At 49.4% G+C, this 21,519-nt stretch carries 18 protein-coding genes and 5 pseudogenes; 7 read left to right on the top strand and 16 right to left on the bottom strand.

Translation table 11 applies throughout. The features are described from left to right. Window positions 1-5 precede the first annotated feature (5 nt). The 4 genes from dbpA to N6P30_RS00505 all read right to left on the bottom strand — a co-directional run bounded on the left by dbpA (window position 6) and on the right by N6P30_RS00505 (window position 4,144). Window positions 6-1,379, bottom strand: coding sequence for an ATP-dependent RNA helicase DbpA (gene dbpA / locus N6P30_RS00520; protein WP_023292276.1), 1,374 nt, complete (start codon window positions 1,377-1,379; stop codon window positions 6-8). Between the two features lie 27 nt (window positions 1,380-1,406). Beyond that, entirely contained in the window at window positions 1,407-1,571 is a 165-nt protein-coding gene (locus tag N6P30_RS00515; protein ID WP_304665500.1) for a hypothetical protein, read from the bottom strand. Between the two features lie 291 nt (window positions 1,572-1,862). Beyond that, window positions 1,863-2,846 carry a zinc transporter ZntB gene (gene zntB / locus N6P30_RS00510; RefSeq protein ID WP_023292275.1) on the bottom strand — a complete coding sequence of 328 codons (984 nt, stop codon included), beginning with the start codon at window positions 2,844-2,846 and terminating at the stop codon, window positions 1,863-1,865. Between the two features lie 155 nt (window positions 2,847-3,001). Further along, window positions 3,002-4,144 (bottom strand): methyl-accepting chemotaxis protein, encoded by a 1,143-nt coding sequence (locus tag N6P30_RS00505; protein ID WP_023292274.1) that lies wholly within the window; start codon window positions 4,142-4,144, stop codon window positions 3,002-3,004. Window positions 4,145-4,601: 457 nt separating this feature from the next. Here N6P30_RS00505 and N6P30_RS00500 point away from each other — a divergent pair, with 457 nt between their 5' ends. The 4 genes and pseudogenes from N6P30_RS00500 to N6P30_RS00485 all read left to right on the top strand — a co-directional run bounded on the left by N6P30_RS00500 (window position 4,602) and on the right by N6P30_RS00485 (window position 8,938). Next, window positions 4,602-6,725, top strand: a complete 2,124-nt coding sequence (locus N6P30_RS00500) for a putative bifunctional diguanylate cyclase/phosphodiesterase (protein ID WP_008501262.1) — start codon at window positions 4,602-4,604, stop codon at window positions 6,723-6,725. A 92-nt stretch (window positions 6,726-6,817) separates the two neighbouring features. Continuing rightward, a pseudogene (locus N6P30_RS00495) lies at window positions 6,818-8,052 on the top strand (diguanylate cyclase). Between the two features lie 74 nt (window positions 8,053-8,126). Beyond that, window positions 8,127-8,267: an Ecr family regulatory small membrane protein gene (locus tag N6P30_RS00490; protein ID WP_021240268.1), complete on the top strand. Its 141-nt coding sequence runs from the start codon at window positions 8,127-8,129 to the stop codon at window positions 8,265-8,267. A 422-nt stretch (window positions 8,268-8,689) separates the two neighbouring features. Then, complete coding sequence (locus tag N6P30_RS00485) at window positions 8,690-8,938, top strand: DinI-like family protein (RefSeq protein WP_019705237.1); 249 nt, start codon at window positions 8,690-8,692, stop codon at window positions 8,936-8,938. Window positions 8,939-9,345: 407 nt separating this feature from the next. On the opposite strand, the gene N6P30_RS00480 is transcribed toward N6P30_RS00485, so the two are convergent. Together N6P30_RS00480 and N6P30_RS00475 are read right to left on the bottom strand one after the other, a co-directional pair. Next, the gene (locus tag N6P30_RS00480; protein WP_032717765.1) at window positions 9,346-9,768 is read right to left on the bottom strand and encodes a hypothetical protein; all 423 of its coding nucleotides are present in this window, start codon (window positions 9,766-9,768) and stop codon (window positions 9,346-9,348) included. Between the two features lie 77 nt (window positions 9,769-9,845). Then, a pseudogene (locus N6P30_RS00475) lies at window positions 9,846-10,016 on the bottom strand (helix-turn-helix domain-containing protein); the annotation flags it as partial. Window positions 10,017-10,033: 17 nt separating this feature from the next. Between N6P30_RS00475 and N6P30_RS00470 the strand changes: the two are divergent. Further along, window positions 10,034-10,129 (top strand): annotated as a pseudogene (locus tag N6P30_RS00470) (hypothetical protein); the annotation flags it as partial. Window positions 10,130-10,301: 172 nt separating this feature from the next. On the opposite strand, the pseudogene N6P30_RS00465 reads toward N6P30_RS00470, so the two are convergent. Both N6P30_RS00465 and N6P30_RS00460 read right to left on the bottom strand, forming a co-directional pair. Next, window positions 10,302-10,520: pseudogene (locus tag N6P30_RS00465) on the bottom strand (hypothetical protein); the annotation flags it as partial. Between the two features lie 420 nt (window positions 10,521-10,940). Next, window positions 10,941-11,615, bottom strand: a pseudogene (locus N6P30_RS00460) (IS1 family transposase); the annotation flags it as partial. Between the two features lie 222 nt (window positions 11,616-11,837). On the opposite strand from N6P30_RS00460, the gene N6P30_RS00455 reads away from it, so the two are divergent. Together N6P30_RS00455 and N6P30_RS00450 are read left to right on the top strand one after the other, a co-directional pair. Continuing rightward, the gene (locus N6P30_RS00455) at window positions 11,838-12,683 is read left to right on the top strand and encodes a glycosyltransferase family A protein (RefSeq protein WP_071549009.1); all 846 of its coding nucleotides are present in this window, start codon (window positions 11,838-11,840) and stop codon (window positions 12,681-12,683) included. Window position 12,684: 1 nt separating this feature from the next. Further along, window positions 12,685-14,628 (top strand): HAD family hydrolase, encoded by a 1,944-nt coding sequence (locus N6P30_RS00450; RefSeq protein ID WP_025713551.1) that lies wholly within the window; start codon window positions 12,685-12,687, stop codon window positions 14,626-14,628. Window positions 14,629-15,046: 418 nt separating this feature from the next. Here N6P30_RS00450 and N6P30_RS00445 read toward each other — a convergent pair whose 3' ends face one another. Genes N6P30_RS00445 through N6P30_RS00410 form a run of 8 tightly spaced genes read right to left on the bottom strand, consistent with a single transcriptional unit; the run spans window position 15,047 to window position 21,474 of the window. Next, window positions 15,047-15,517 (bottom strand): tail fiber assembly protein, encoded by a 471-nt coding sequence (locus N6P30_RS00445; RefSeq protein ID WP_228707679.1) that lies wholly within the window; start codon window positions 15,515-15,517, stop codon window positions 15,047-15,049. 1 nt (window position 15,518) lies between these two features. Further along, window positions 15,519-16,184 carry a hypothetical protein gene (locus tag N6P30_RS00440; RefSeq protein ID WP_053090488.1) on the bottom strand — a complete coding sequence of 222 codons (666 nt, stop codon included), beginning with the start codon at window positions 16,182-16,184 and terminating at the stop codon, window positions 15,519-15,521. Window positions 16,185-16,236: 52 nt separating this feature from the next. Next, a complete protein-coding gene (locus tag N6P30_RS00435) occupies window positions 16,237-16,833 on the bottom strand; it encodes a YmfQ family protein (protein WP_025713554.1) in 597 nt (198 codons plus the stop codon). Beyond that, entirely contained in the window at window positions 16,830-17,978 is a 1,149-nt protein-coding gene (locus N6P30_RS00430; protein WP_073546086.1) for a baseplate J/gp47 family protein, read from the bottom strand. Before N6P30_RS00430 ends, N6P30_RS00435 begins: the two co-directional genes overlap by 4 nt. After that, window positions 17,968-18,417, bottom strand: a complete 450-nt coding sequence (locus N6P30_RS00425; protein WP_047719064.1) for a phage GP46 family protein — start codon at window positions 18,415-18,417, stop codon at window positions 17,968-17,970. The genes N6P30_RS00430 and N6P30_RS00425 overlap by 11 nt, the downstream gene beginning before the upstream one ends. Then, window positions 18,414-18,995: a phage baseplate assembly protein gene (locus N6P30_RS00420; RefSeq protein WP_073546087.1), complete on the bottom strand. Its 582-nt coding sequence runs from the start codon at window positions 18,993-18,995 to the stop codon at window positions 18,414-18,416. Before N6P30_RS00420 ends, N6P30_RS00425 begins: the two co-directional genes overlap by 4 nt. Further along, entirely contained in the window at window positions 18,992-20,077 is a 1,086-nt protein-coding gene (locus N6P30_RS00415; RefSeq protein WP_073546088.1) for a phage baseplate assembly protein, read from the bottom strand. Before N6P30_RS00415 ends, N6P30_RS00420 begins: the two co-directional genes overlap by 4 nt. Next, window positions 20,074-21,474, bottom strand: coding sequence for a DNA circularization protein (locus N6P30_RS00410; RefSeq protein ID WP_049268058.1), 1,401 nt, complete (start codon window positions 21,472-21,474; stop codon window positions 20,074-20,076). Before N6P30_RS00410 ends, N6P30_RS00415 begins: the two co-directional genes overlap by 4 nt. Between the last annotated feature and the right edge of the window lie 45 nt (window positions 21,475-21,519).

Genomic DNA, 21,519 nt, shown 5'->3' with positions numbered 1-21,519 from the left:
ATGCTTTATTTCAGCAGACGTACGCGGCAGGTTTTACCCTTAATTTTCCCGTTTTGCAGCTGCTTCCATGCCTTATGGGCAACCGCCTGGCGAACCGCGACGTAGACATGCGCCGGATGGACAGCAATCTTACCGATATCCGCCCCGTCCAGCCCCACATCCCCGGTCAGTGCACCGAGTACATCACCAGGACGCATCTTGGCTTTTTTACCGCCATCAATGCACAGGGTCGCCATTTCGGCCTCCAGCGGCACAAGGCTGACGCCGGCTGGGGGATTCATCCAGTTCAGCTTAATCTGCAGCATCTCAGAGAGAATATTGGCGCGCTGCGCCTCTTCAGGTGCGCAGAAGCTGATCGCCAGACCGCTGTTTCCTGCGCGCGCGGTGCGGCCAATACGGTGCACGTGCACTTCCGGATCCCATGCCAGTTCAAAGTTCACGACCAGCTCAAGCGATTTGATATCCAGACCGCGCGCAGCGACGTCGGTCGCCACCAGCACGCGGGCGCTGCCGTTCGCGAAACGGACCAGCGTCTGATCGCGATCGCGCTGTTCAAGATCGCCATGCAGCGACAGCGCGCTCTGCCCGGCGGCATTCAGAGCATCACAAACCGACTGACAGTCTTTTTTGGTGTTACAGAACACCACGCAGGAGGCAGGCTGATGCTGGCTCAGTAATTTCTGCAGGAGCGGGATCTTCCCCTGCTGCGAGGTTTCAAAGAACTGTTGTTCGATGGCGGGCAGCGCATCTACGCTGTCGATTTCAATGGTAAGAGGATTTTTCTGCACGCGCCAGCTGATGGCGGCGATAGCTTCCGGCCAGGTTGCGGAGAACAGAAGCGTCTGGCGATCGGCCGGTGCGAAACGGATCACTTCGTCAATGGCCTCGCTGAAGCCCATATCCAGCATCCGATCGGCCTCATCCATCACCAGCGTTTGTAGCGCATCCAGTGAGACCGTGCCTTTTTGCAGGTGATCGAGCAGGCGTCCCGGCGTCGCGACAATAATGTGCGGCGCATGCTGAAGCGAATCACGCTGGGCACCGAACGGCTGCCCGCCGCAGAGGGTTAAAATCTTGGTGTTTGGCAGGAAACGTGCCAGGCGACGCAGTTCACCCGCAACCTGGTCTGCCAGCTCGCGGGTCGGACACAGCACCAAAGACTGGGTCTGAAAAAGCGCCGCATCGATATGCTGCAACAGGCCAAGGCCAAAGGCCGCCGTTTTCCCACTGCCCGTTTTCGCCTGCACGCGCACGTCACGGCCCTCAAGAATGGCGGGTAAGGCGGCCGCCTGAACAGGCGTCATCGTGAGGTATCCCAACTCGTTGAGGTTAGCGAGTTGGGCATCGGGCAGAACATTCAGGGTAGAAAAAGCGGTCACAATTGTCTCTCGTGGTGATCTTTGCGGTCAGATGGCGCGTATCCTCGCAGATCTCGCGGTCCGATGCGACAATTTAATCGGTTCTTCATCGGGCGGCGGGTCGGGCATCGGCTGGGGACGCGGGATGGGATCGGGCATAGGTACCGGATCGCTGGGGATAGGATCGGATTGACGCGATTGTGGCAGTAGCAGAGCGTTAAGGATGCTCATCATTCCCTCCATAATTTGCTGTCATCCCTTTTAGGGTAGACGCTCAGAATCAGGAGGCAAAAAAAAGCCGACTATGAAGTCGGCGTCGTACGAATCAATTGTGCTATGCAGTAATTCAAAAAAGGAAGTAAGACAATATGGAGCGCAACGCCCATCGCTTGACGTTGCATTCACCTGCGGGAGTAATATTGCACCTTACGGGGTAGATGTTTATTGACTTCGCTCAATTAAAAGAGCGTTTTAATCCCGGAAAAAGATGAAAAAAGCGTAAATTTACAGCCATTTACTACGATGCAACCACCATGCAACACCCCCAATCAAAACAACTAACATCACGCAAAACGCCGTAAAACCGTAGCGATAAGCGCCACCCGGAATTCCGCCCAGGTTGACGCCAAACAACCCGGTCAGAAACGTGCTCGGTAAAAACACCATCGCCATCAGGGACATCGTATAGGTTCTTCGCGCCAGCGACTCCTGCATCACCTGCGCGATTTCGTCCGCCATCACCGCCGTTCTGGCAATACAGGAATCAATTTCATCCAGCCCGCGGCCCAGCCTGTCGGCAATATCCTGCATTCTGCGTCGATGGTCGTCGTTCATCCAGGCGAGCCTTTCGCTGGCCAGCCGCGCATACACGTCGCGCTGCGGCGTCATGTAGCGGCGCATAACAATCAGCTGCTTGCGCAATAAGGCCAGAAAACCACGCGGCGGGATCTGCTGATCGAGCAGGTTATCTTCCAGGTCGATGATTTTGTCGTGCAGCTCTTCAATAAACTCACTGGCGTGATCGGTAAGCGCGTCACAGACGTCCACCAGCCAGCTGCCGCAGTCGATCGGCCCGGTGCCCTCTTTCAGATCGTTGACGATGTCATCCAGCGCCAGGACCTTACGCTGTCGGGTGGAGACAATCAGCCCATCGTCCATATAGACCCGCATCGCCACCAGCTGATCCGGACGTTCATCCGTGCTGCCGTTAATACAGCGGAGGGTAATCAGCGTCCCGTCACCCATGCGGCTTACGCGGGGCCGCAGGCTTTCACCCGCCAGCGCATCGCGCACGTTATTGGGCAAGAGCGGGGTCGACGCCAGCCAGTCAGCGCTGTCCGGATGGGTATAGTTCAGATGCAGCCAGCAGGGATGCGCACTGTCGATCACATCATTATCTTCCAGCGGTCGGGCACCGCCGCGGCCGTCCAGCACCCACGCAAAAACTGCGTCAGGAACGTTAAGTTCAGATCCTTTAATGCTTTCCACAGCACCTCCACCTTTTTAACTCTTTCGGTGTCAGTCTAGCTTTCATGAGGGGTTAAGCAACAACTATGTATTCCATCGCGCTGAAATCGCTCGGGAATTGAGCTGGGTGGGCAGATGTATGAAAAAAGCCTGGCATGCCAGGCTTCGTGTCGCTTTCAGAGAGAGTGTTCTGGCTGCTGGAGGAAGGAGGGGGAGCCGGTCGGTAATGGGGACGAAGACCCGTGATCCAATCTAAAATTCCGCGTGCGGGCCTGGAGTTCAATCACCTGATTGCGCAGTACATCCGAGGAGCCGTTGAGTTCCTCCGCCATCGCCACGTTGCTTTGCGTGACCCGCTCCAGCTCCGATAGCGCCAGCGTGATCTGGGAAATACCTTTCTCCTGCTCAGACGTCGACGCGGAGATTTCATCCATTAAGCGACTGACGTTTCCCGAGCCCGTCACGATTTCATGCATATTCTTCTCTGCCTGCGACACCACGGTCGCGCCCTGCGTGACGTTACTGCTGGTGACTTCAATCAGCGCTTTGATATTCTTCGCGGCCTCTGCGCTGCGGTGCGCCAGGTTTCTGACCTCTTCCGCAACGACAGAAAAACCTTTTCCATGGTCGCCCGCTCTTGCCGCCTCAACGGCCGCGTTGAGCGCCAGAATATTGGTCTGGAACGCAATGCCGTCAATCAGCGAAATAATCTCCGTCATCTGCTGGGCGCATTCGGTAATGGACTGCATATTGTTGGCAACCTGCCCCATCAGCTCCCCGCCCTTACGCGCCTGCAGCGTCGCCATATTCGCCTGTTCGCTCGCCAGGCGGGTGTTATCGGCGTTATTTTTAGTGCTCGCCGCCATTTGCTCCATGCTGGCTGCGGTTTGCACTAAAGACGCAGACTGCTGTTCGGTTTTGACCGAGAGCTGAGCGCTACGTGTTGAGAGCTGATCCGATAAGGTCATGGCGGTTTGCGATGACGCCCTGATCTCGCGCACCAGCGTCGCAATGTTGCCGGACAGGCTGTTGATCCCGGGAATGAGTCGCCCCGCACAGTTATTGCCAAACTCCGGGATAGAAACCCCCAGGTTGCCGGCAGTCACCTCTTCAATACTTTTCTTCACCGTATTGATCGGCGTCACAAGATACCGGGTCATATAGACCCAAAGCAAAAATAGCGCAACGAAATTGATAGCGTTAAGGGAAATAAAGAGAGAGGGCTTGCTGGAAATTAGAACAACGACACCTGCGTTTACCAAAAATAGCGATAAAAGGAACCCGATAATAAAGGTTCTGACACTAATATTTCTTAGCATGATGATACCCACATTTTATATTTTGGTCGGCATCTAGACTTATAGCATTGGCACAAACGTTTTTCCTCGGAAACTTCACGGGTTTGTTGTTTCGCCGTTAGCAGCCTGGGATTTAGCTTAAGTCAGATGAAAAAAGCGTATTAGTGAAAATGTTCTTCGCAGCATGCTGTGATACTGGTCTGCCGCCACGTTAAGCGATACCATCCGCTGCGGCGAACCGATACAATCGCCGTTATATTTAAGGAGCTTTGCTACTATTATTCGCTCTTGTTTAGCAATGCTTAATACGTTAACAATGAGAATATATTTTATATTCTTAATGCGATGTAGAGTATTAATATGACTGGTCATGCTTCACGATAAATAACTAATATTGTTTGAATGCGCATGTTCGTTGCCAGATTAAGATGTGCCCGGCAGGCGAAATCGGTAACCCTCTCAGGCGTGGGATTGCATAATGCTCAATATATCGTGGGACCCTGTGTTAATCGCTATCTCTTATCTGGTGGCATTTATCGCCTCCTTTGTGGCGCTGGACAGTGCCGGAAAGATCCCCCTTTCCAGCCGAAAGGCTGCCCTGTTCTGGCGCATTGCCGGGGGTATGACGCTGGGGATCGGCATCTGGTCGATGCACTTTATCGGCATGCTGTCGATGCAGATGCCGATGATGATGCGCTATGACCTCTGGTTAACCCTTGCGTCTCTGGGCGTCGCGATTATTGCGTCGACCACGGCCCTTGATATTGCCGTCGCGGGAAAAAAACGTTCTTCGTTTCGACCGATCGTTGCCACGGCTATCCTGAGCGCAGGCGTGGTATCTATGCACTATATCGGTATGGCTGCCCTGATGCTGGATGGCAGCATTATCTGGGATCGCCGTATTGTGGGGTTGTCGGTGGTCATTGCCGTGGTGGCGTCCGGCACGGCGCTGTGGCTGGCTTTCCGCCTGCGAGACAAAGGGGTTTTTATCGAGCGCCTTCTCGCCGCCCTGGTCATGGGTGCCGCCATTTGTGCGATGCACTATACCGGCATGAGCGCTGCGCATTACCCGGAAATGTCGCATACCCTCCCCGGCGGGATCGGCGAGCTGGGGTTATCCATCTGGGTTTCTGTCACCACGCTCTGCCTGCTTGGCGTGATGTTAATTATTTCCCTTATCGATTCTCACCGTCGCACCGGCCGGCTGACGGATAATCTTCGACAACTCAATCGGCAGCTTGAGCTCCAGGCGCGCTTTGATGCGCTCACCGGACTCGCGAATCGCCATCAGATGGATCTCCGCATGCAGGACTGCCTGCGCAGCGCGTTGCTGAGCAACAGGCAATTTGCCGTTATTTTCCTGAACGTCGATCACTTCAAACGCGTCAACGATACCTGGGGTCACAGCGTCGGCGATGAGTTATTGATCACCGTCGCACAACGCATCACTTCCCGGCTCTCGCGTGAGATGACCCTGGCAAGGCTCGGAGGAGACGCTTTTATCCTGCTGGTGCCGGAATGTGACGACGACAAACTCAACGCCCTGCTCGCGTCGCTGCTCGAGGATGTGCGACGTCCTCTTTCGATCTGTGGTCATACGCTTAACACGACAATGAGTGCAGGCGTCAGCCTCTATCCTCAGGATGGCGAAACGCTGCATGAACTGAAACTCAAAGCAGATGCAGCCCTGCATCACGTCAAAGACGACGGCCGCAACGGCTGGGCGCGTTACAGAACCGAGATGTCGACAGCAATCCCGGCAAAACCCGGTTTTCTTCAGGAGCTCTCTCAGGCGCTTGAGCGCGATCAGTTTGAACTGTGGTACCAGCCAACCTGGTATGCGCAAGAGAAGACTATCCATGGTTTTGAAGCCCTGCTGCGCTGGCGGCACCCTGAGCAAGGCGTTGTGCTGCCTGGTCTGTTTATCCCCTCGCTGGAGCAAACCGGCTTAATTATTCCGGTGGGCAACTGGGCCATTGAAGCGGCATGCCGACAGCTGCATTTCTGGACTGAACAAGGGTTCAGCCAGTGGACGTTATCGCTCAACTTATCCCCCGTCCAGTTCGAGCAGCCGGACATTTTCCACATTGTATCGTCGATGCTGGAAAAATATAACTTGTCCCCGTCCAGGCTGATCCTTGAGGTCACGGAGAGCACCGCGCTGAAAAATCTCGACCGCAGCATTGAGTTGCTCAACGCTTTTAATCATGCGGGGATCACCGTCTCGATTGATGATTTTGGTACGGGCTACTCCAACCTGCTGATGCTGAGCGTGCTGCCGGCAAAAGAGCTCAAGATCGACAAAAGCTTTGTAACGTCGATGCTGGAAAATGAAAAAACCTACAAGCTGGTTGAAACCATTATGAGTATCGCCCGCACCATGGAGATGAACGTGGTGGCAGAAGGGATTGAAACGGAAGAACAGCAGGCGGTTCTCACCCGTCTCGGCTGCGACTACCTGCAGGGTTACCTCTTCTCCCGCCCCTTACCTGCCGAACAGGTGCCGTGGCTGCTTCTGCAGATAAACTCAGAAAGGCAAATTATCCCCCTTAATAAAATTCAAACGGACGCCGCATTTATTTCACAAAAAAACCATGCCTGACGGGGTTTAGTAGAGTATGTTTCAAAGCAGAACACACGAGTCACGTCTGTCATGATTGTCAGGCGTATTAAGCCGATGAACAGGAAATGCCTATGTCGCAAAACGGTTTTGAAGCGCTGAACGTCATTAAAACACCCGTGTGGCTTATTTCACCCGTTTCGGAAGAGATCATTTTTGCGAACGTGGTCGCAACGCAGCTTATGGGAGATAAGACGCTCGATCAGCTGCGTAAAGGCATCTATTCCGCGAATGCACAAGCTCTCCTGTCGATGTATGTACCTGAACTGAAAACCGAGCAGGAGATCGTCGAAATCTGGACAATAAGAAGCCGGGATGGGCTGGATACGCCGTTAAGCTGTCGTCTCTCGCTTGCCCGTTACGCCCCCTGGGGGGATGTGATTGTCTTCGAGGGGATCGCCCAACATATCCTCTCAGGACTGAAGGCCAGCCGCTCCGCAACCTACCGGCGAAAAAAACAGGGGTTTTACGCCCGTTTTTTTCAGACCAACAGCGCGCCGATGCTGTTAATCGATCCTGCCCGCGATGGTCAGATTGTTGATGCCAACCTGGCTGCGCTCAATTTTTACGGTTACTCGCATGATGGTATGTGCAGCAAGCATACCTGGGAAATCAATACCCTGGGGCGAGACGTGATGCCCATTATGACCGCGATTGCCGCGCTGCCCGGCGGCCATAAGCCGCTCAACTTCGTTCACCGCCTTGCCGATGGTTCCACCCGCCATGTTCAGACGTATGCCGGACCCATTGAGATCTACGGTGACAAGCTGATGCTGTCATCATCCACGATATCACCGAGCAAAAAAGACTGGAGCAAGAGCTGGAACATGCCGCGTTACGTGACTCCATGACCGGGTTACTCAACCGACGCCAGTTCTACGCGATTACCGACCCCAACAATCTCAATAATCGACCTGCCCAGCAGCAGTTTAGCCTGCTGCTGGTGGACACCGATCACTTCAAAAACATCAACGACCTGTTTGGTCATTTGAAGGGCGATGAGGTGCTTATTGCCCTCTCCCGAACGCTGGAAGCCTGTAGTCGGGAGAACGACATGGTGTTCCGCTGGGGGGGCGAAGAGTTCGTCATCCTGCTGCCGCATACCTCTCTCGACTCCGCGTTGCAGATTGCCGAGTCGATCCGTGCAGCCGTTGCCCGCATTACGATTCCGGGCTTACCACGGTTTACCGTCAGCATTGGCGTGGCGCGACATAACCCGGGGGAGACGATTGATGAGCTGTTTAAGCGTGTAGACGATGCGCTGTATCGCGCTAAAAATGATGGGCGCAATAAAGTCCTTGCAGCATGAAACTGGAGTATACGGGAAAGCCCCGCTACAATGCCTGCCTCGAATAAATTAACGTCAGGTGGGTAAAATCTGCAATGGGCAAAACAGAAATAATACTCACCTTAATTATTTTGCTCCTTATTATATTTGGCTTCTGGTTTATTTTTAGCGGGGAAATCTGGTATCTCGTCGAGTTTCTCGAAAATAGTCTTTACCCGACCTTCGACGCCCCTTAACGCACGTTTAATATCGTGTTTCACCTACCGAATTTGTCAGGTATCTGCCAGCCTGACGGCCGCGTAAGATACGCGTCGTTATCCTCCAACTACGTTGATAACGAATCACTTATTCACTTGCTTATGTTGCCCGTGCTCTGACGGGCTTTTTTATTTCCGGCATTTCAGCCACGCCAGGCTATATCTTAATCATCTTTAATGACAAGGGAGAGGAATGATGAGCAAGAAGATCCTGATGCTGGTGGGCGATTACGCCGAAGATTACTTGAACAAACTCACAACCAACTGATTTAAAATAAAATTAATTAATACTCGCCTAAAGTATGTACTTAATTATGTACTCACAAACCTAAACAATCCATTTGACTAGTAATCATCTCTCGTTAAATACTGTATATCCAACCAGCACAAAGGTGATTATCATGCGTGTAGAAATCAGCATTGCCAAAGAGAAAGCCGCGAAAATGCCAAAGGGGTCAATGGAGGCCTTGAAAGACGAAATGACCCGTCGAATCAGCAAGCAATATGACGACGTTGAAGTGATCGTGAAAACAGCCAGTAATGATGGACTGAGCGTTTTGTGGGCGACTGATAAAGAAATCGCCAAAGAATTTGTAGAGACCACTCTAAAAGACGCCTGGGAGACGGCTGACGACTGGTTTGTGTGTTGAGTTATGGGTATAGTGCCTCCCGACTGTACGGCATGAACACCTGCAGTTACCCTACTCGGCAGGTCTTATATACGGCTGCCGGGTGGGTTTTTACACCAAATCCTCACCCAGCCTCATGCAGTATGCTATCCGGGAAATCTTTATAAATCGTCTTCACCCCCTCCGAGCATATAGGCCACAGACACAATGTTTTAACTGCTCAGACCAGAAATATCTGGAAGCTTTAGGCATCTTCATGGAAGATAGACGAGCGCAAAGACGCACACAGCAATGATGTTATGTAGTATTTTCCCCTTGAGTGTGCCTGCTCAAGGGGATTTTTTATCGCCGTATTGTACTGGCAAATATTTGTAAATAGTCTTCACCCCCACGCCTGTCACATCGGCCACACGCGACTGGACAGGCGGTTAGTCCGGTATGTTTCTCGCGCTACTACTGCTTACGTTAACGTCTGGTAATGATCTAGCGGCGCGACGTAAAGCGGCGTTGAAAGCAATTATAGTGACCGGCCGGCGATGGTACTTCACACGGTTAGAATGACTCTGAAATAAATAAACATCTTCTGGATAGCGTTGTCTTCTACGAGCAATCATCGCCTCCACTGGAGGGGGTGATTTAACACGTAGCTCCTTCAGGTGACCCTGTTTTCGTATCAGTATCAAGTCACCATCAATATCATCATATCGAATACTCAGCAGCCTTCCAGCGCTTAAACCCGTGTGAAAAATTAACGCCCACAAGTCAGCCCATGTATCTGAGATGGAAACAAGATTGCTGTTAATAGTTAAAAATTGCTCAAAACTTATTGTTTTCTTACCGTTCACGAACAAACCAAACTGTTTTCAAGGCTGAATGAATTGATTAAGCCAAACGTAACATATCAGGAAAAGTAGTGAAATCTTTGTCTTCAAGTCGCCGGGAGGTACTTGTAGATTGTTTTCACGTCCACGCCTGTCACATCAGCCACCTGCTGCCGGGTAGCGCCGTTCTCCAGCATTCTGCGGCACCGCTCCACCACTTCTTCAGTCATTACCCGGCGGCGGCTGCCGACTCTCCCTGGCACGTGCGCAGCACCGAGGAGATCCTCGCCGCGCTATGATTTATATTGGGCTTCCCCAGTGGTCGCACCCGAAATGGATGCGCCTTGGCATCACCAGCCTTGAAGAGTACGCCCGCCACTTTAACTGCGTGACGCGGTAAATTTAAAAATCGACAAATATCGTCCAGGAGCGCCATTTTTAATGGCTGGAGATAGCATCCAAAATTTGTTGTTTGCAATATTTGGAGAATTTTATCGATTTCTCATGCCCCACTCATGCCCCAAGACGCCTGCCATGCGAAATCTTCCATCAATTGACTGCAACTAAACAACCGAGTTGTCCTGGCGCACATCGCAGATAGTAAACGTCACGACGCCGATGACAGTAACATCGTCCAGGGCTTCGCCCTCGATCGCTTCTCCATCTTCGGTAATCAGCGACCTTCCTCTCAGCGTGGCAAGCTCCGTCCCGCCGCCGTGCTGGATCAGAACCTGACTACCCTGCTTTGGCTTCAGGGAGATATCCAGCACAACGTAACCGCCTTATGAGAAGCGAGAACCAACCGAGGAAAAATCTGCCGGGAGAATTTGTGCAGCTGTCTGTGTGGTTGCGGTTAGAGCGTCTTTTCTACATCGATAGAATTTACCAGCACATGCAATCGGGAACGATGCAGAGGTGCCGATATATTTTTGCGTTGGTGCCACCGGTAAGGCTGTGACCACTTCCGTATATGCCACCGCCACCAGATGCCATAGAATCACCTCTTAAATGCTGATGCCACGGCGGGCGTAGTAGTCCTTGAAGTACTCGTAAATTGAATTTATTTCCGTATCAGATAATACACGGTCAAAAATCAATGCTGCGCCGATATCAGATGCGTCAACGACCTCACTGGTAATATTTCGACCAATCCTGTATTTCAGTTCAGGGTTTACAATGGCTTCAAATGTATCCGCCGGGGAATAGTCCACTTTCAGGTAATGCCCGATGACTTTGTCATGCAGCTCCACCGATTTTGAGAACGACAGTGACTTCCGTCCCAGCCTTGCCAGATGTTGTCTCAGATTCAGGTTATGTCGCTCAATGCGCTGAGTGTAACGCTTGCTGATAACGTGCAGCTTTCCCTTCAGGCGTGATTCATACAGCGGCCAGCCATCCGTCATCCATACCACGACCTCAAAGGCCGACAGCACTCCAGTGTGGCCAGAGTGCGTTCACCGAAGACGTGCGCCACAACCGTCCTCCGTATCCTGTCATACGCGTAAAACAACCAGCGCTGGTGTGATTTAGCGCCGACGTAACCCCACTGTTCGTCCATTTCCGCGCAAACAATGACGTCACTGCCCGGTTGTATGCGTGAGTTTACCGACTGCGGCCTGAGTTTTTTAAGTGTCGTAAAATCGTGTTGAGGCCAACGCCCATAATGCGTGCACTGGCGCGACATCCGACGCCATTCATGGCCATATCAATAATTTTCTGGTGTATACGGGCTGAGAGGCGGTGTAAGTGAACTGTAGCTGCCATGTTTTACGGCAGTGAGAGCAGAGATAGCTCTGATGTCCGGCAGTACTTTTACCGTTACGCACCACGCCTTCAGTAGCAGAGCAGGAGGGACCACTGATGGAGATGGAAGCCACGGCAGCACCTCAAAAACACCATCATACACTAAATCAGTAAGTTGGCAGCATTACCCCCACATTTTTTTGTTGCAATGCACACATAAAAAGATAACAATTGGTTACCACTGTTACTATGTGGACATATACAACTTGTTCAATTTCGCCATTTGGTTGCGATAGCCAAGGGCGGTAGCGTAGTATTTTACATATAAGCAAAAAATTAATATATAAGCAAATCAAATGGAAAAGATATTAACGATAGTACGACATAAACCAGGTAGGTTCCGTTTTTTATTAAGAGCATTACATTCTGTTTATAACCAAACATTCAAGGAAGTAAAAGTAGCAATATATTGCATGGGTGCTGAACAGGATCTCTCTAAAGATGAGTATTCGTATATTAACACAATCCAGGAAAAATATAACCTTAGTCTAATACCGTTCAATCAAGATGTATCAGAAATAATTAAAAAAAGTGATTGTGAATATATATGTTTTTTAGATGATGACGATACCTGGGCTCCAGAGTATCTATCTCGCATTTCAAGTACGCTTACAGCGACACGTCTTAAATACCCGTCAATCAATGCCATAGCATGCCACAGTAATAAAGTGGTAGAGGTTGCGGAGAGAAATAGAATAATTATTAACACAACATCCCCATGGAATCATTACTTAGCAGTTGGCCCGCTTAGTTTTGATGTAATTCATTACAAGAATAGCCTTCCAATTTCATCATGTTTTTTTGTTAAGAACTCAATATTTAATATTATAAATAAACATAACTTTTCTTCGCCATCTTTCTTTTGGCCCTTCTTAATTGATTATTTATCACAAAATGATCTTTGGATTCTTCCAGAACCTTTAGCATTCTATCATTTTAGAGAAAGTACCGATTTCAAGTACGGCAATTTCACAGAGATTAACAGAGAAGAATGTGAGATTGATTATAGATTAATGATTAACAATATGATGAGAGATAGCAAAAACTCTACGCTATTAAACACACTCCTATCAAACCTAACTAATAGCAATATGGTATATAAACTATCCAACATTGAAAACAAATTAAATGAAAGAAAATAAAATGAATATAGAAAAATATGACACGGTAAGCTTTGATATATTTGACACATTAGTTAGCAGGAGAATATATCGCCCAGCAGATCTTTTCTCACTAATGCAAATTGAAATAGCCAATAATTCTAATATTTTATTATCTGGCCATGAAGAAATAATAGATAACTTCGCTGAAATGAGGGTCCAGGCCGAAGTTTCAGCGAGAGCTAAACGAGTCAATAAATTCGGAGGTGAACCAGAAGTTACTATTTTTGAAATATATGATGAAATTAAAGAGTTAAACGTTGGCATCTCAAAAGAAATTATCAACCAACTTATTCAACTGGAAATCAGCACTGAAAAAGCAGTATTATATAAAAATAATTCAGGATATAAACTATTTCAGGCAGCAGTAAAAAATGGCTCAAAAATAATTATAATAAGCGACATGTATTTCCCAACTAGTATTTTAAAGGAATTGTTAATTTCATGCGGCTATAATGTTGATAACATCCCCATATACTCATCAGGAGAAATGCGCGCATCAAAAAATAGCGGGGAATTATATACTCTTATAAAAGAACGTGAGAAACCTCGTCAAAATTCTTGGCTACATGTTGGAGATAATCCTCGTTCTGATATAAGTAATGCTAAAAAACATGGAATCCATACAATTCAAGCGGACTGGTCTGAATACGAGCATGGCACATCTTTTCATTGGAGAGCAAAAGATGTTGTTGGCGAATCATTATATAAAGCTTTATCACTTAAACAAACCTCATCATTTTACACAAAAGATCCATTAACTGAGATTGGTTTTAAAGTATTTGGGCCTTTACTTTTAGGCTATATATCATGGATGTCAAACCAGTTAAAAGTCCATAAAATTGATAAAGCTCTTTTCCTTGCTCGTGACGCACACTTAATTTACAAAATTTATAACAAATACTTTTCAGACGATCAGATAGAAAGCGAATATGTGTATATTTCTCGTGCCTCTTCTTATATGATAGGTATGACAGATTGGCCAATGCATAGAATATGGCATCTTTTTGGCGGTAAAAATAAAAAGAGTCTAAAGAAAATTCTTTCTATAGCTGGATTAGACGCCAAAAAATATATTTCAGATATACACAACGTTGGTTTTCCCAACGAGGAATATATACCTAAACAAGGTGATGAACATAAAGTTCACTGGCTAATAAATAAACTATTTTCTAATATCTTATTAAAAAACACTCAAAATAGAAATGAGTATTCTGGTTATTTTAAAAAAGCTTGTGGTGAACATAAAAATATTGCATTGATAGATGTTGGCTGGATGGGGAATATACAATCCGTTTTCGCTCGCTCACTTAGCGATGGCTGGGCTACTAAGAATATACACGGATTTTATTTGGCAACATTTCATGGTGCAAATGATAACCGCTCAATATACAATAAAATGTTTGGTTGGTTAGCGAACTACGGTATACCTCAAGAAAAATGTGATCTTTTCTTTGCTGGTGGCATTGAACTGATGGAGTTCGCTATGGCTGACAACACAGGCTCCACAATAGGTTATAAAAAGACTGCTGACGGCATTATCCCCGTAAGAGAAAAAAACAGTGATTCTGAGGTTAGCTATTTAAATAAAGCACAGCGACTTCAGTCAGGAATCATTGCTTTTTTCGAATATTTACATCCTTTATTAAATAAAGAAAATATTGATGAGTTAAACAGTACAACACTGTCTGAGCCATTCTTTCAATTAGTCTCTAATCCAACAACCTACCAAATTGAGGCATTGTCGTCACTCACTCATTCAGAATCGGTTGGAGGTAACGCGGAAAGGATTATGCTGGCAAAAAAACTACCTTTAAAAGAAAGGCTGTTCCCCGGTAAAATTTACGCATCAGAATTAGAGACCAGTTACTGGAAAGAGGGCTTCAAAAGATTAAACAGAAAGAAATTTTGGGCAAAATACAACTAATCTAAATCCATTATCTTTAAGAAGATTGATAATACTATAGGTTGTGTGTCGATAGCATCAATCTGCTTAAAAGCAATATCAATCCCCTGGCCGGTAACTCTTGTATACGGTTACCGGACAAAACATACAGCTCACCAGTCAACAACTGGACAGCCGCTAAGCCAAAGAGATTGAACTCACCTCACCGGGGGTATAGACTTGCCTTGATTCACAACAAATTGATTTCTTGAAAGAGATTTCTCTACCTCCCGGTTCCCGACCGTGAGGGATTTTTTTTGCCAAACGTGCTGATATTCCCCCTTAACCCTTTACTTTATATGGCTATACCATTAGTATGCGCGCCGCTTTGTTATAAGAGGCGAGACAGTAGCAAGCATCATCATTTTGCCCTTCGGTAATACGAAGGGCTTTTTTGTCCTTAACTGATTGTTGGCTCGGTAGGCCATGTGATGCTTTCAGGATCGGAGGTGTCCACGACCTGAAGCGCTTTAATGTAAGCCATCCATTCCGTCAGACTAGCCTTATCGTCGTCGCTGATTGTTCCCAGCAGTAGCTCTGTTTGCCATACTGAGATGGTGTCTTTAGCAAAACTAATTAGCTTGGACCGATAATTTTCAGCAGCCGCTACCTCATCAGATGCCTTTTGTGTTACTGCCGCTGCCGTCATCTCCCAGGAATTGGATTCAGAGTTCCAGGTATAATATTTGTCTGGCCTGGCTTCTGAAATGACCATTACTCCATTTGATAGATACACATGCTTATTCGCATTTACAGCCTCAAACAGTTCAGAGTATTTTTCACTGGTTATTTCTTGCGCATCTGACGGTAGATTGTCGCCATACGTTAATGAATCGTCAAAGAATGATTGAGTTGTTACTGAAAATTTCACTTTAATATCCAATTGCAATATAAGAACCAGACATTGAGGCAGAAGCCTCACGACAAGAAACACCAAAGGTGGCACCCGTATTAGTTTTCGCTAAATTCCAGGCTATCTCCTGAACGCCTGCGCCTGGTACATCAGAAGATCCTCCCGTAATAACCTGAAGAACTCCCGTTGGGAACGTAATCGGCCATGTAACATAAATCGACGAGTTTTCATAAACATTATCGGTACCGGCAGACGATGAGGTTTTCCCGGTGAACGTCCCCCACTGTAAAATCAAAGTGGAGGAATTACCGCTGACTGAAATAGGGATTTTGATATATCCACTACTGGACAACACGCCAGTAGCAAGGTCGGATTTTTCTGCCAATGCCGTATCGATACCAAGATTCGAGAGGGCCTGAGCAATTGCCTCTGAACCATCCGCCGCAATATCAGCAAACGGGTTTGAGCGGCTGAGAAACATTTTTGTCAGCGCCTGTAATACCTGTGTCGAATCATCTGGGTCTAGATCCATCCCGGAACTCTCAACAACATTCACCAGTTCAGTCTGAATCACGTTAAACCACGCAGCAACAAGCCGTGTTGGCGAAATACCACCAGCAACATTGCCGTCGGTAAACAATCCATCAAGCGCTGTTGACGGCTCAACATCACTAATTTTGAGCATGGAGTATCCTCACTTCATTAAGCGATAGTTTTCAGAAAAAGAGGGTTGGCTGTTACTGGGCGTAGCCGAACAGCAGATTAAGGTGTGAAGGCGCTATTTTGCTAAGTGTGCATTCGAGTTGTTTATTGCCCCAGGCACGCAAAGGATCGCCGCAATAAGCCTGACCCGCTACGGTATATTTGATTGTCGTTTCAGGGGCAGTAATTAACCACGTAAACGGCCATTCATCACCGTTCAGCGCATCTCCACACACTGACATTCCGGCCATTGCCGGGCGAAACTGCGTTATCTTGATGGTATATCCCAGCGCTTCGGCAACACCGATATAGTAGGCCCGGTTCAGGCCGCCGTTACTGATAAATTTTGCCACCACCGCGCGCTGTCGATCGCCAATACTGCTTATTTCGCCGATAGAGCAGTCATCAGGTAATCCCAGCGTACTTTCCCATTCCGGAAGCATCATTGTTGCCGTAGACGGGAAAGCCCCGGTAATCAGCCCCTGAGCACTCGAATCAGATCGGGCGAACGCTCTCCCCAGCGCTTTCAGTACGGCATACTGCACGCTACCTTTTTCGCGTGGCCATGCGCGCCCGTTTGGTAACAGGGAATGTAAACTCTGTGCATAATCATCCTGTGAATACAGGCTCATGAGAATATCACCTCCCCGAGAACAGGAAGCTCCCCGATGGCCAGCACAATATTAGCTGCCGGCTGCTCAAGCGAATACCCTGTTGTGCCGCTTACGGAGCTGATTACCCGGTTGAGATCTGACAGATAAATTTTCCCCGTTCCGTCCGGGTTACCTTCATCAAAAAACAGGTCATTGATGGCATCTTTGATAGCCTGCACAACGGTGCTGTCAGCACTCTGTATACCCGCTATATCAAAGTTAACTTCGCGCCGGATTGGTGAACACACATAGTTAAGGGAGGTAACAGGCGCAAGCGGATACATATAATCGGCAACTCTCCCCTGATCCCCGGTGGCTTTTACCGCCCCCCACTCTTCCAGTTGAGAGACACCGTCAGTACCTACAGGGAATCCATGATTGGTTTTATCATCGCCGTCGCACATGATGTAAATCACCACGGTACCCGGCCCCATCCCCCGGCGCCGTATCCATGCCCTGGTGATCCCCGACACGGATAAAGCCCAGCTTTTATAATCAGTGTCACTCCCGCCCTGCGGGGGATTCTGATATGCCAGCAGACCACGTAAACGGAAATCCTCTTCACTTTCAATGTTGGCGCCGCCGGTGGCGGGCTCAATCAGCGTAACCGAGCTGTCTATGCCGGGGGCATTAGCATCCAGTGTAAGAATGGTGCCAGCATCGGCATTTCCGGAAGCCCCGCCTCCAGTCACATCGTCTGTAATATCCGGCAAAACCGCTGTTACGGCGACCGTCGCACTGCCAGCGGTGTTAATCGTTATGGCGCTATCGGTTGTGTACTGGTAACCATCATCACGGTTTAATACGGCCCCTTTTGACAGTGTCTTACCCGGTGTCCCGGTAACGGTCGCTGCCGGAGAACGTGCCGCAGTGGCGGCTTTTCGGTATATCTGCTTAAGTGCCATCCATCCTGCAAGCCACTCATCGGTAGAGGTGAATGGCGTGCTCTGACGGGCAATATAATCCAGGTAGGCATAGTGCAGATGGGCCATGCCCGCATCCATATCAGCGAGCACCTTAAGGTTTCCAAACCGTAGCAGCGCGCCGACGCTTTCAAGCTCTGCCTGCATAAACTGGCGATTCTCTTCGCGCAGTTCGCTCAGTGTTTTCCGTTTAAATGGCATTATTCAGTTGCTCCCATAGCCAGAAGAATTTGAACTCCTGCCAGTCCCCCGCCGGCGGCAAATACCGGATGATGAGGTTCAGCCTGTTCGGGAAAACAATCTCTGACTGAGCCTCTATAGCTGCAGCAATACCATCCGACTTCATCCAGGCCAGAGCCTCTTCGGCGTAATCTTCAGCTCTCATCGCCACTTCGCGCGTCAGTTTTTCACGCCGCAGTAGCCACAGCCTTGAGCCAATATTTAGGTCGCTGTCCAGATCCCCCCACCAGCCGCGGCGGTCAGTTCCTTCATAATCATCATCAGCGCGCGCCAGTCCGTCAGTAAACAAACTGATAATAATGGCCGTGTGCATATCATTCTCAGATGTCAGTACGCCGTTACCGGTTTGCCAGTCAGCATGAATGGCATCCACATCCCAGAATGAGGAAATATCACTCATACCTGACTCTCTGTTTTTTCACTGGTAACGGTGCTGTCACCGGACTGAACTTCCTTAACGTCATGGTCATGATCATTGTGAGCATCGCGTAACGCTTTTAACGTTGTGGCATTCGTCTCGCAGTTATCGATGATGTCACCCGTCACCAGGAGTTTTGGTGCGACCAGCTTTACCTGCTCTGTTGCCGTCGCGGTAATGTTTCTGGCATTGTTGATCTCTACATCTTTGCCTTTTGCATCAATGAAAATTCCCGCCTCGGTCAGATGAATATTCATCCCCTGCTGGTTATAGACTACGGTTTCGCCTGGCTTAAGCCCGGTATACCGGAAGCTTTGATGGTTGGAAGCAATGACGACGGGACTGGAGCGGTCTCCGCCGAGGAAGGCAATGACCACATCCGATCCCGCCGGCAACCCCGATGAAAAACCAAAATCAGAGAGCCGTGGGGCGCTGGCCACTTCCAACGGAGTCTGGTACTGGATTTCCTGCACAGCCCCGCTATCTTTCTGCGTGGTAATACGGCCAATGCCCAGCATGCCGGCTATGCGCGTGGCCGATTTCTTTAAATTTTGATTCATTGGTTTAGTCCGGGTATTTGCTGATAGAAAGCGTACGGCTGGACACTGAAAGCCTCCGGCGGCATCAGATAAAGTCGTGCATGGGTGCCGTCACTGTCTCTGATATAAGTTACCTCAGCGATAAGCATTTCCGTGTCAGGCAGCTGAAGACTGGGGATGTTGACCGGGATGAGAGTGTTTGGCTCCCATAATTTCCCGGACTTATCGCGCCATGAGTCAATCGTCACCGTCAACTGGCGGGAACGGCCATATCGGCGGTTCATCTCCCAGTCAATAGCGCGCTGTGCCTGTTGGGAAGCCATCAGCGTACTTTCAACAATAATGATCCGTTTTCGGTAACGCATACTGGCGGCCTCCGGATCGCGTGCCGTCGCCAGCGTCACAGAGTCATAAGCCGTATCCGGCGAAAATCCTGCTATCGGAGAGATGCTCATCGATACGCCGACATAATCAGAAAAGCGGTCAGCCATCGAACGGCGGTAATAAGCCTGTTCAATATTTACCCCTTCAGCGATACCGCTGGCTGCGCGCGCTGTCCCCACCCGGGTCAGAAATAAGTTTCCGTCAGGCTGATCGTAATAAAGCAATGCCGACCAGCGGGAAACACGATCAAGAATTTCCTGCGGTGACTCCCCCCAGTTCAGGGAAAATTGTGGGACTTTCACCAGGTCATCAACGTCTGTACTTACCTGAATGTTGTAATGGGATGCGAGGCGGGACGCTATCTCAAGCGCATTGCTGTTATTAATGACGTTATTTGGCCATTCTGCGGAGCAATCCACGAGATCTGCGCACTTACTACGGCCTGAGGCTCTGACCTCATGGCGCGAACGGGAAATAGCAGGCGACCAGTCATCAACATAACCCGTCACGACCAGATCGCTACCGAGCTTTACCTGACAGGGCATTCCTTCCTTTACCAGTTGCTTCTGGTCGCTGCCCGGAAAATAGTCCATCAGCCCCAGGTCAAAATCGGAGGGGAAACGCTCAATGCCACGGGTCACCCGCACAGAATCCCACCCCTCAATGATTTTCCCGCCCACTGTGAGAGAGACGATCTCCTGATCGTTGTCCGTACTCATTGTCTCAACACCTTCATCGTCGTCGGCATAAATGCAGGATGCGGAACGCTGGCCTCCTGTATGAGTTCATTTGCACGCGAGGCATCCTGATAGAGTCGATTTGCCAGTACCAGAGCAGGAACCGGCGCAGCCGTATTGATTTGCATCAGCTCACTCAGCCCGGATGAAATCTGAGCCATGGCATTCAGGAAAGCGGTTCTCACTCCCATCAGTGCCGAGTAGAGATCGTCATCGCCACGGTCACCCGCCAGTAGTAACGCCGTATCCATTTGCGCGGCTACGCGTTGCGTGATGTCTTCGGCCTCATTACGGCTGGTAGGGTTATAATCGGCGGCAGCATTCGTCATTGCCCCGGTACACAGCACAATGATCAGCGTGTTAATTGTGCCAGCCAGTTGCTGGCTGCTTTCGGAGCGCTGGTATTCGGTACTGGTTGAAGCCGCCAGTTTTTCAAACGCGGCAATTTTGTCACTTACCCCGCCGGCACTGGCCAGTATTCGATTGATCACATCGGCAACGCCCTGAACCAATTCATCGACCGATACAGATTCACTCAGTACAGCGGTTGTATCCAGTACACCCTGGCGGTCCATTACGGCCCGGGCGGAAACCTGTTCAGACAACGCCTGATAGGCTTCTGAGTCATCGGCATCACGCTTGCCGTTAATACCCGACGAACTCCCGCCCACGCTCCCCTTGCTGTAACGCCCGTAACGATTATTACCGAACGTAGAATTCAACACGTTGCTGACGTTTGTTACTTCACTGATGGTGTTATCCACCATATTGGTCCAGAACGTCACGGTTCCCTTGATAGTCTGAATCCCCTGCGACACACCACGGATCTCGCTTTTAATTCTTGCGAGAGTACTGGCAACTGCCGTACTGACCAGCTTCAGATAGTTGGTGCCAACGGTATCCCCCGCGGCGGCGCTGTCGGTAACAGCGAAGACCTTTAACCCCGACTCAATTACCATCAGAGTAAATTCAAACGAACGGCCGTTTTCGGCAGAGCCGGAGAGTCGTAAGCCGTTCTCGGGTATGGAAACGGTCATCTCCCCCAGAGTGGGATGGATAAGCGTGCCACTTCCTCTGGTTTCACAGGCATCAATCAATGACTGCCGCTGGGAAATAACATCACCGCCGCCATAAACCAGGCTGTTTTGAACAAGAAAGCCGCGGATAATAAATCGCCGTGTCCCGCGCCCCATATCCTCAATCCAGGCAGTATCACGGTAGGGATATTCATGAACCGCCTGCCGCCGGCCATGACTGCCTTCCTCGTTCACCACAGCAAAAGGCACGCCCCGAAACGAGCCGGGACGTAGTTGGCTCAACCAGTCCTCGCTACCGCCTCCCCCCATCAGAGAAGTTATTGCATCCTGGATAATTGCCATCAGGCCTCCTGAATTAAAAAACCGCCAGGGTGGCGGTTTAATAGG

It is taken from the genome of Enterobacter sp. PL1 (genome assembly GCF_945957325.1).
Classification (GTDB): domain Bacteria; phylum Pseudomonadota; class Gammaproteobacteria; order Enterobacterales; family Enterobacteriaceae; genus Enterobacter; species Enterobacter roggenkampii.
This window is presented reverse-complemented; position numbering and strand designations above follow the sequence as displayed.

Coding starts and splice junctions, on each gene's coding strand:
- N6P30_RS00410 (WP_049268058.1), bottom strand. CDS start 21,474: ATGGCAATTATCCAGGATGCAATAACTTCTCTGATGGGGGGAGGCGGT.
- N6P30_RS00450 (WP_025713551.1), top strand. CDS start 12,685: ATGAATATAGAAAAATATGACACGGTAAGCTTTGATATATTTGACACA.
- N6P30_RS00420 (WP_073546087.1), bottom strand. CDS start 18,995: ATGAATCAAAATTTAAAGAAATCGGCCACGCGCATAGCCGGCATGCTG.
- N6P30_RS00430 (WP_073546086.1), bottom strand. CDS start 17,978: ATGCCATTTAAACGGAAAACACTGAGCGAACTGCGCGAAGAGAATCGC.
- N6P30_RS00490 (WP_021240268.1), top strand. CDS start 8,127: ATGGGCAAAACAGAAATAATACTCACCTTAATTATTTTGCTCCTTATT.
- N6P30_RS00415 (WP_073546088.1), bottom strand. CDS start 20,077: ATGAGTACGGACAACGATCAGGAGATCGTCTCTCTCACAGTGGGCGGG.
- N6P30_RS00485 (WP_019705237.1), top strand. CDS start 8,690: ATGCGTGTAGAAATCAGCATTGCCAAAGAGAAAGCCGCGAAAATGCCA.
- N6P30_RS00425 (WP_047719064.1), bottom strand. CDS start 18,417: ATGAGTGATATTTCCTCATTCTGGGATGTGGATGCCATTCATGCTGAC.
- N6P30_RS00505 (WP_023292274.1), bottom strand. CDS start 4,144: ATGCTAAGAAATATTAGTGTCAGAACCTTTATTATCGGGTTCCTTTTA.
- N6P30_RS00500 (WP_008501262.1), top strand. CDS start 4,602: ATGCTCAATATATCGTGGGACCCTGTGTTAATCGCTATCTCTTATCTG.
- N6P30_RS00435 (WP_025713554.1), bottom strand. CDS start 16,833: ATGAGCCTGTATTCACAGGATGATTATGCACAGAGTTTACATTCCCTG.
- N6P30_RS00455 (WP_071549009.1), top strand. CDS start 11,838: ATGGAAAAGATATTAACGATAGTACGACATAAACCAGGTAGGTTCCGT.
- N6P30_RS00440 (WP_053090488.1), bottom strand. CDS start 16,184: ATGCTCAAAATTAGTGATGTTGAGCCGTCAACAGCGCTTGATGGATTG.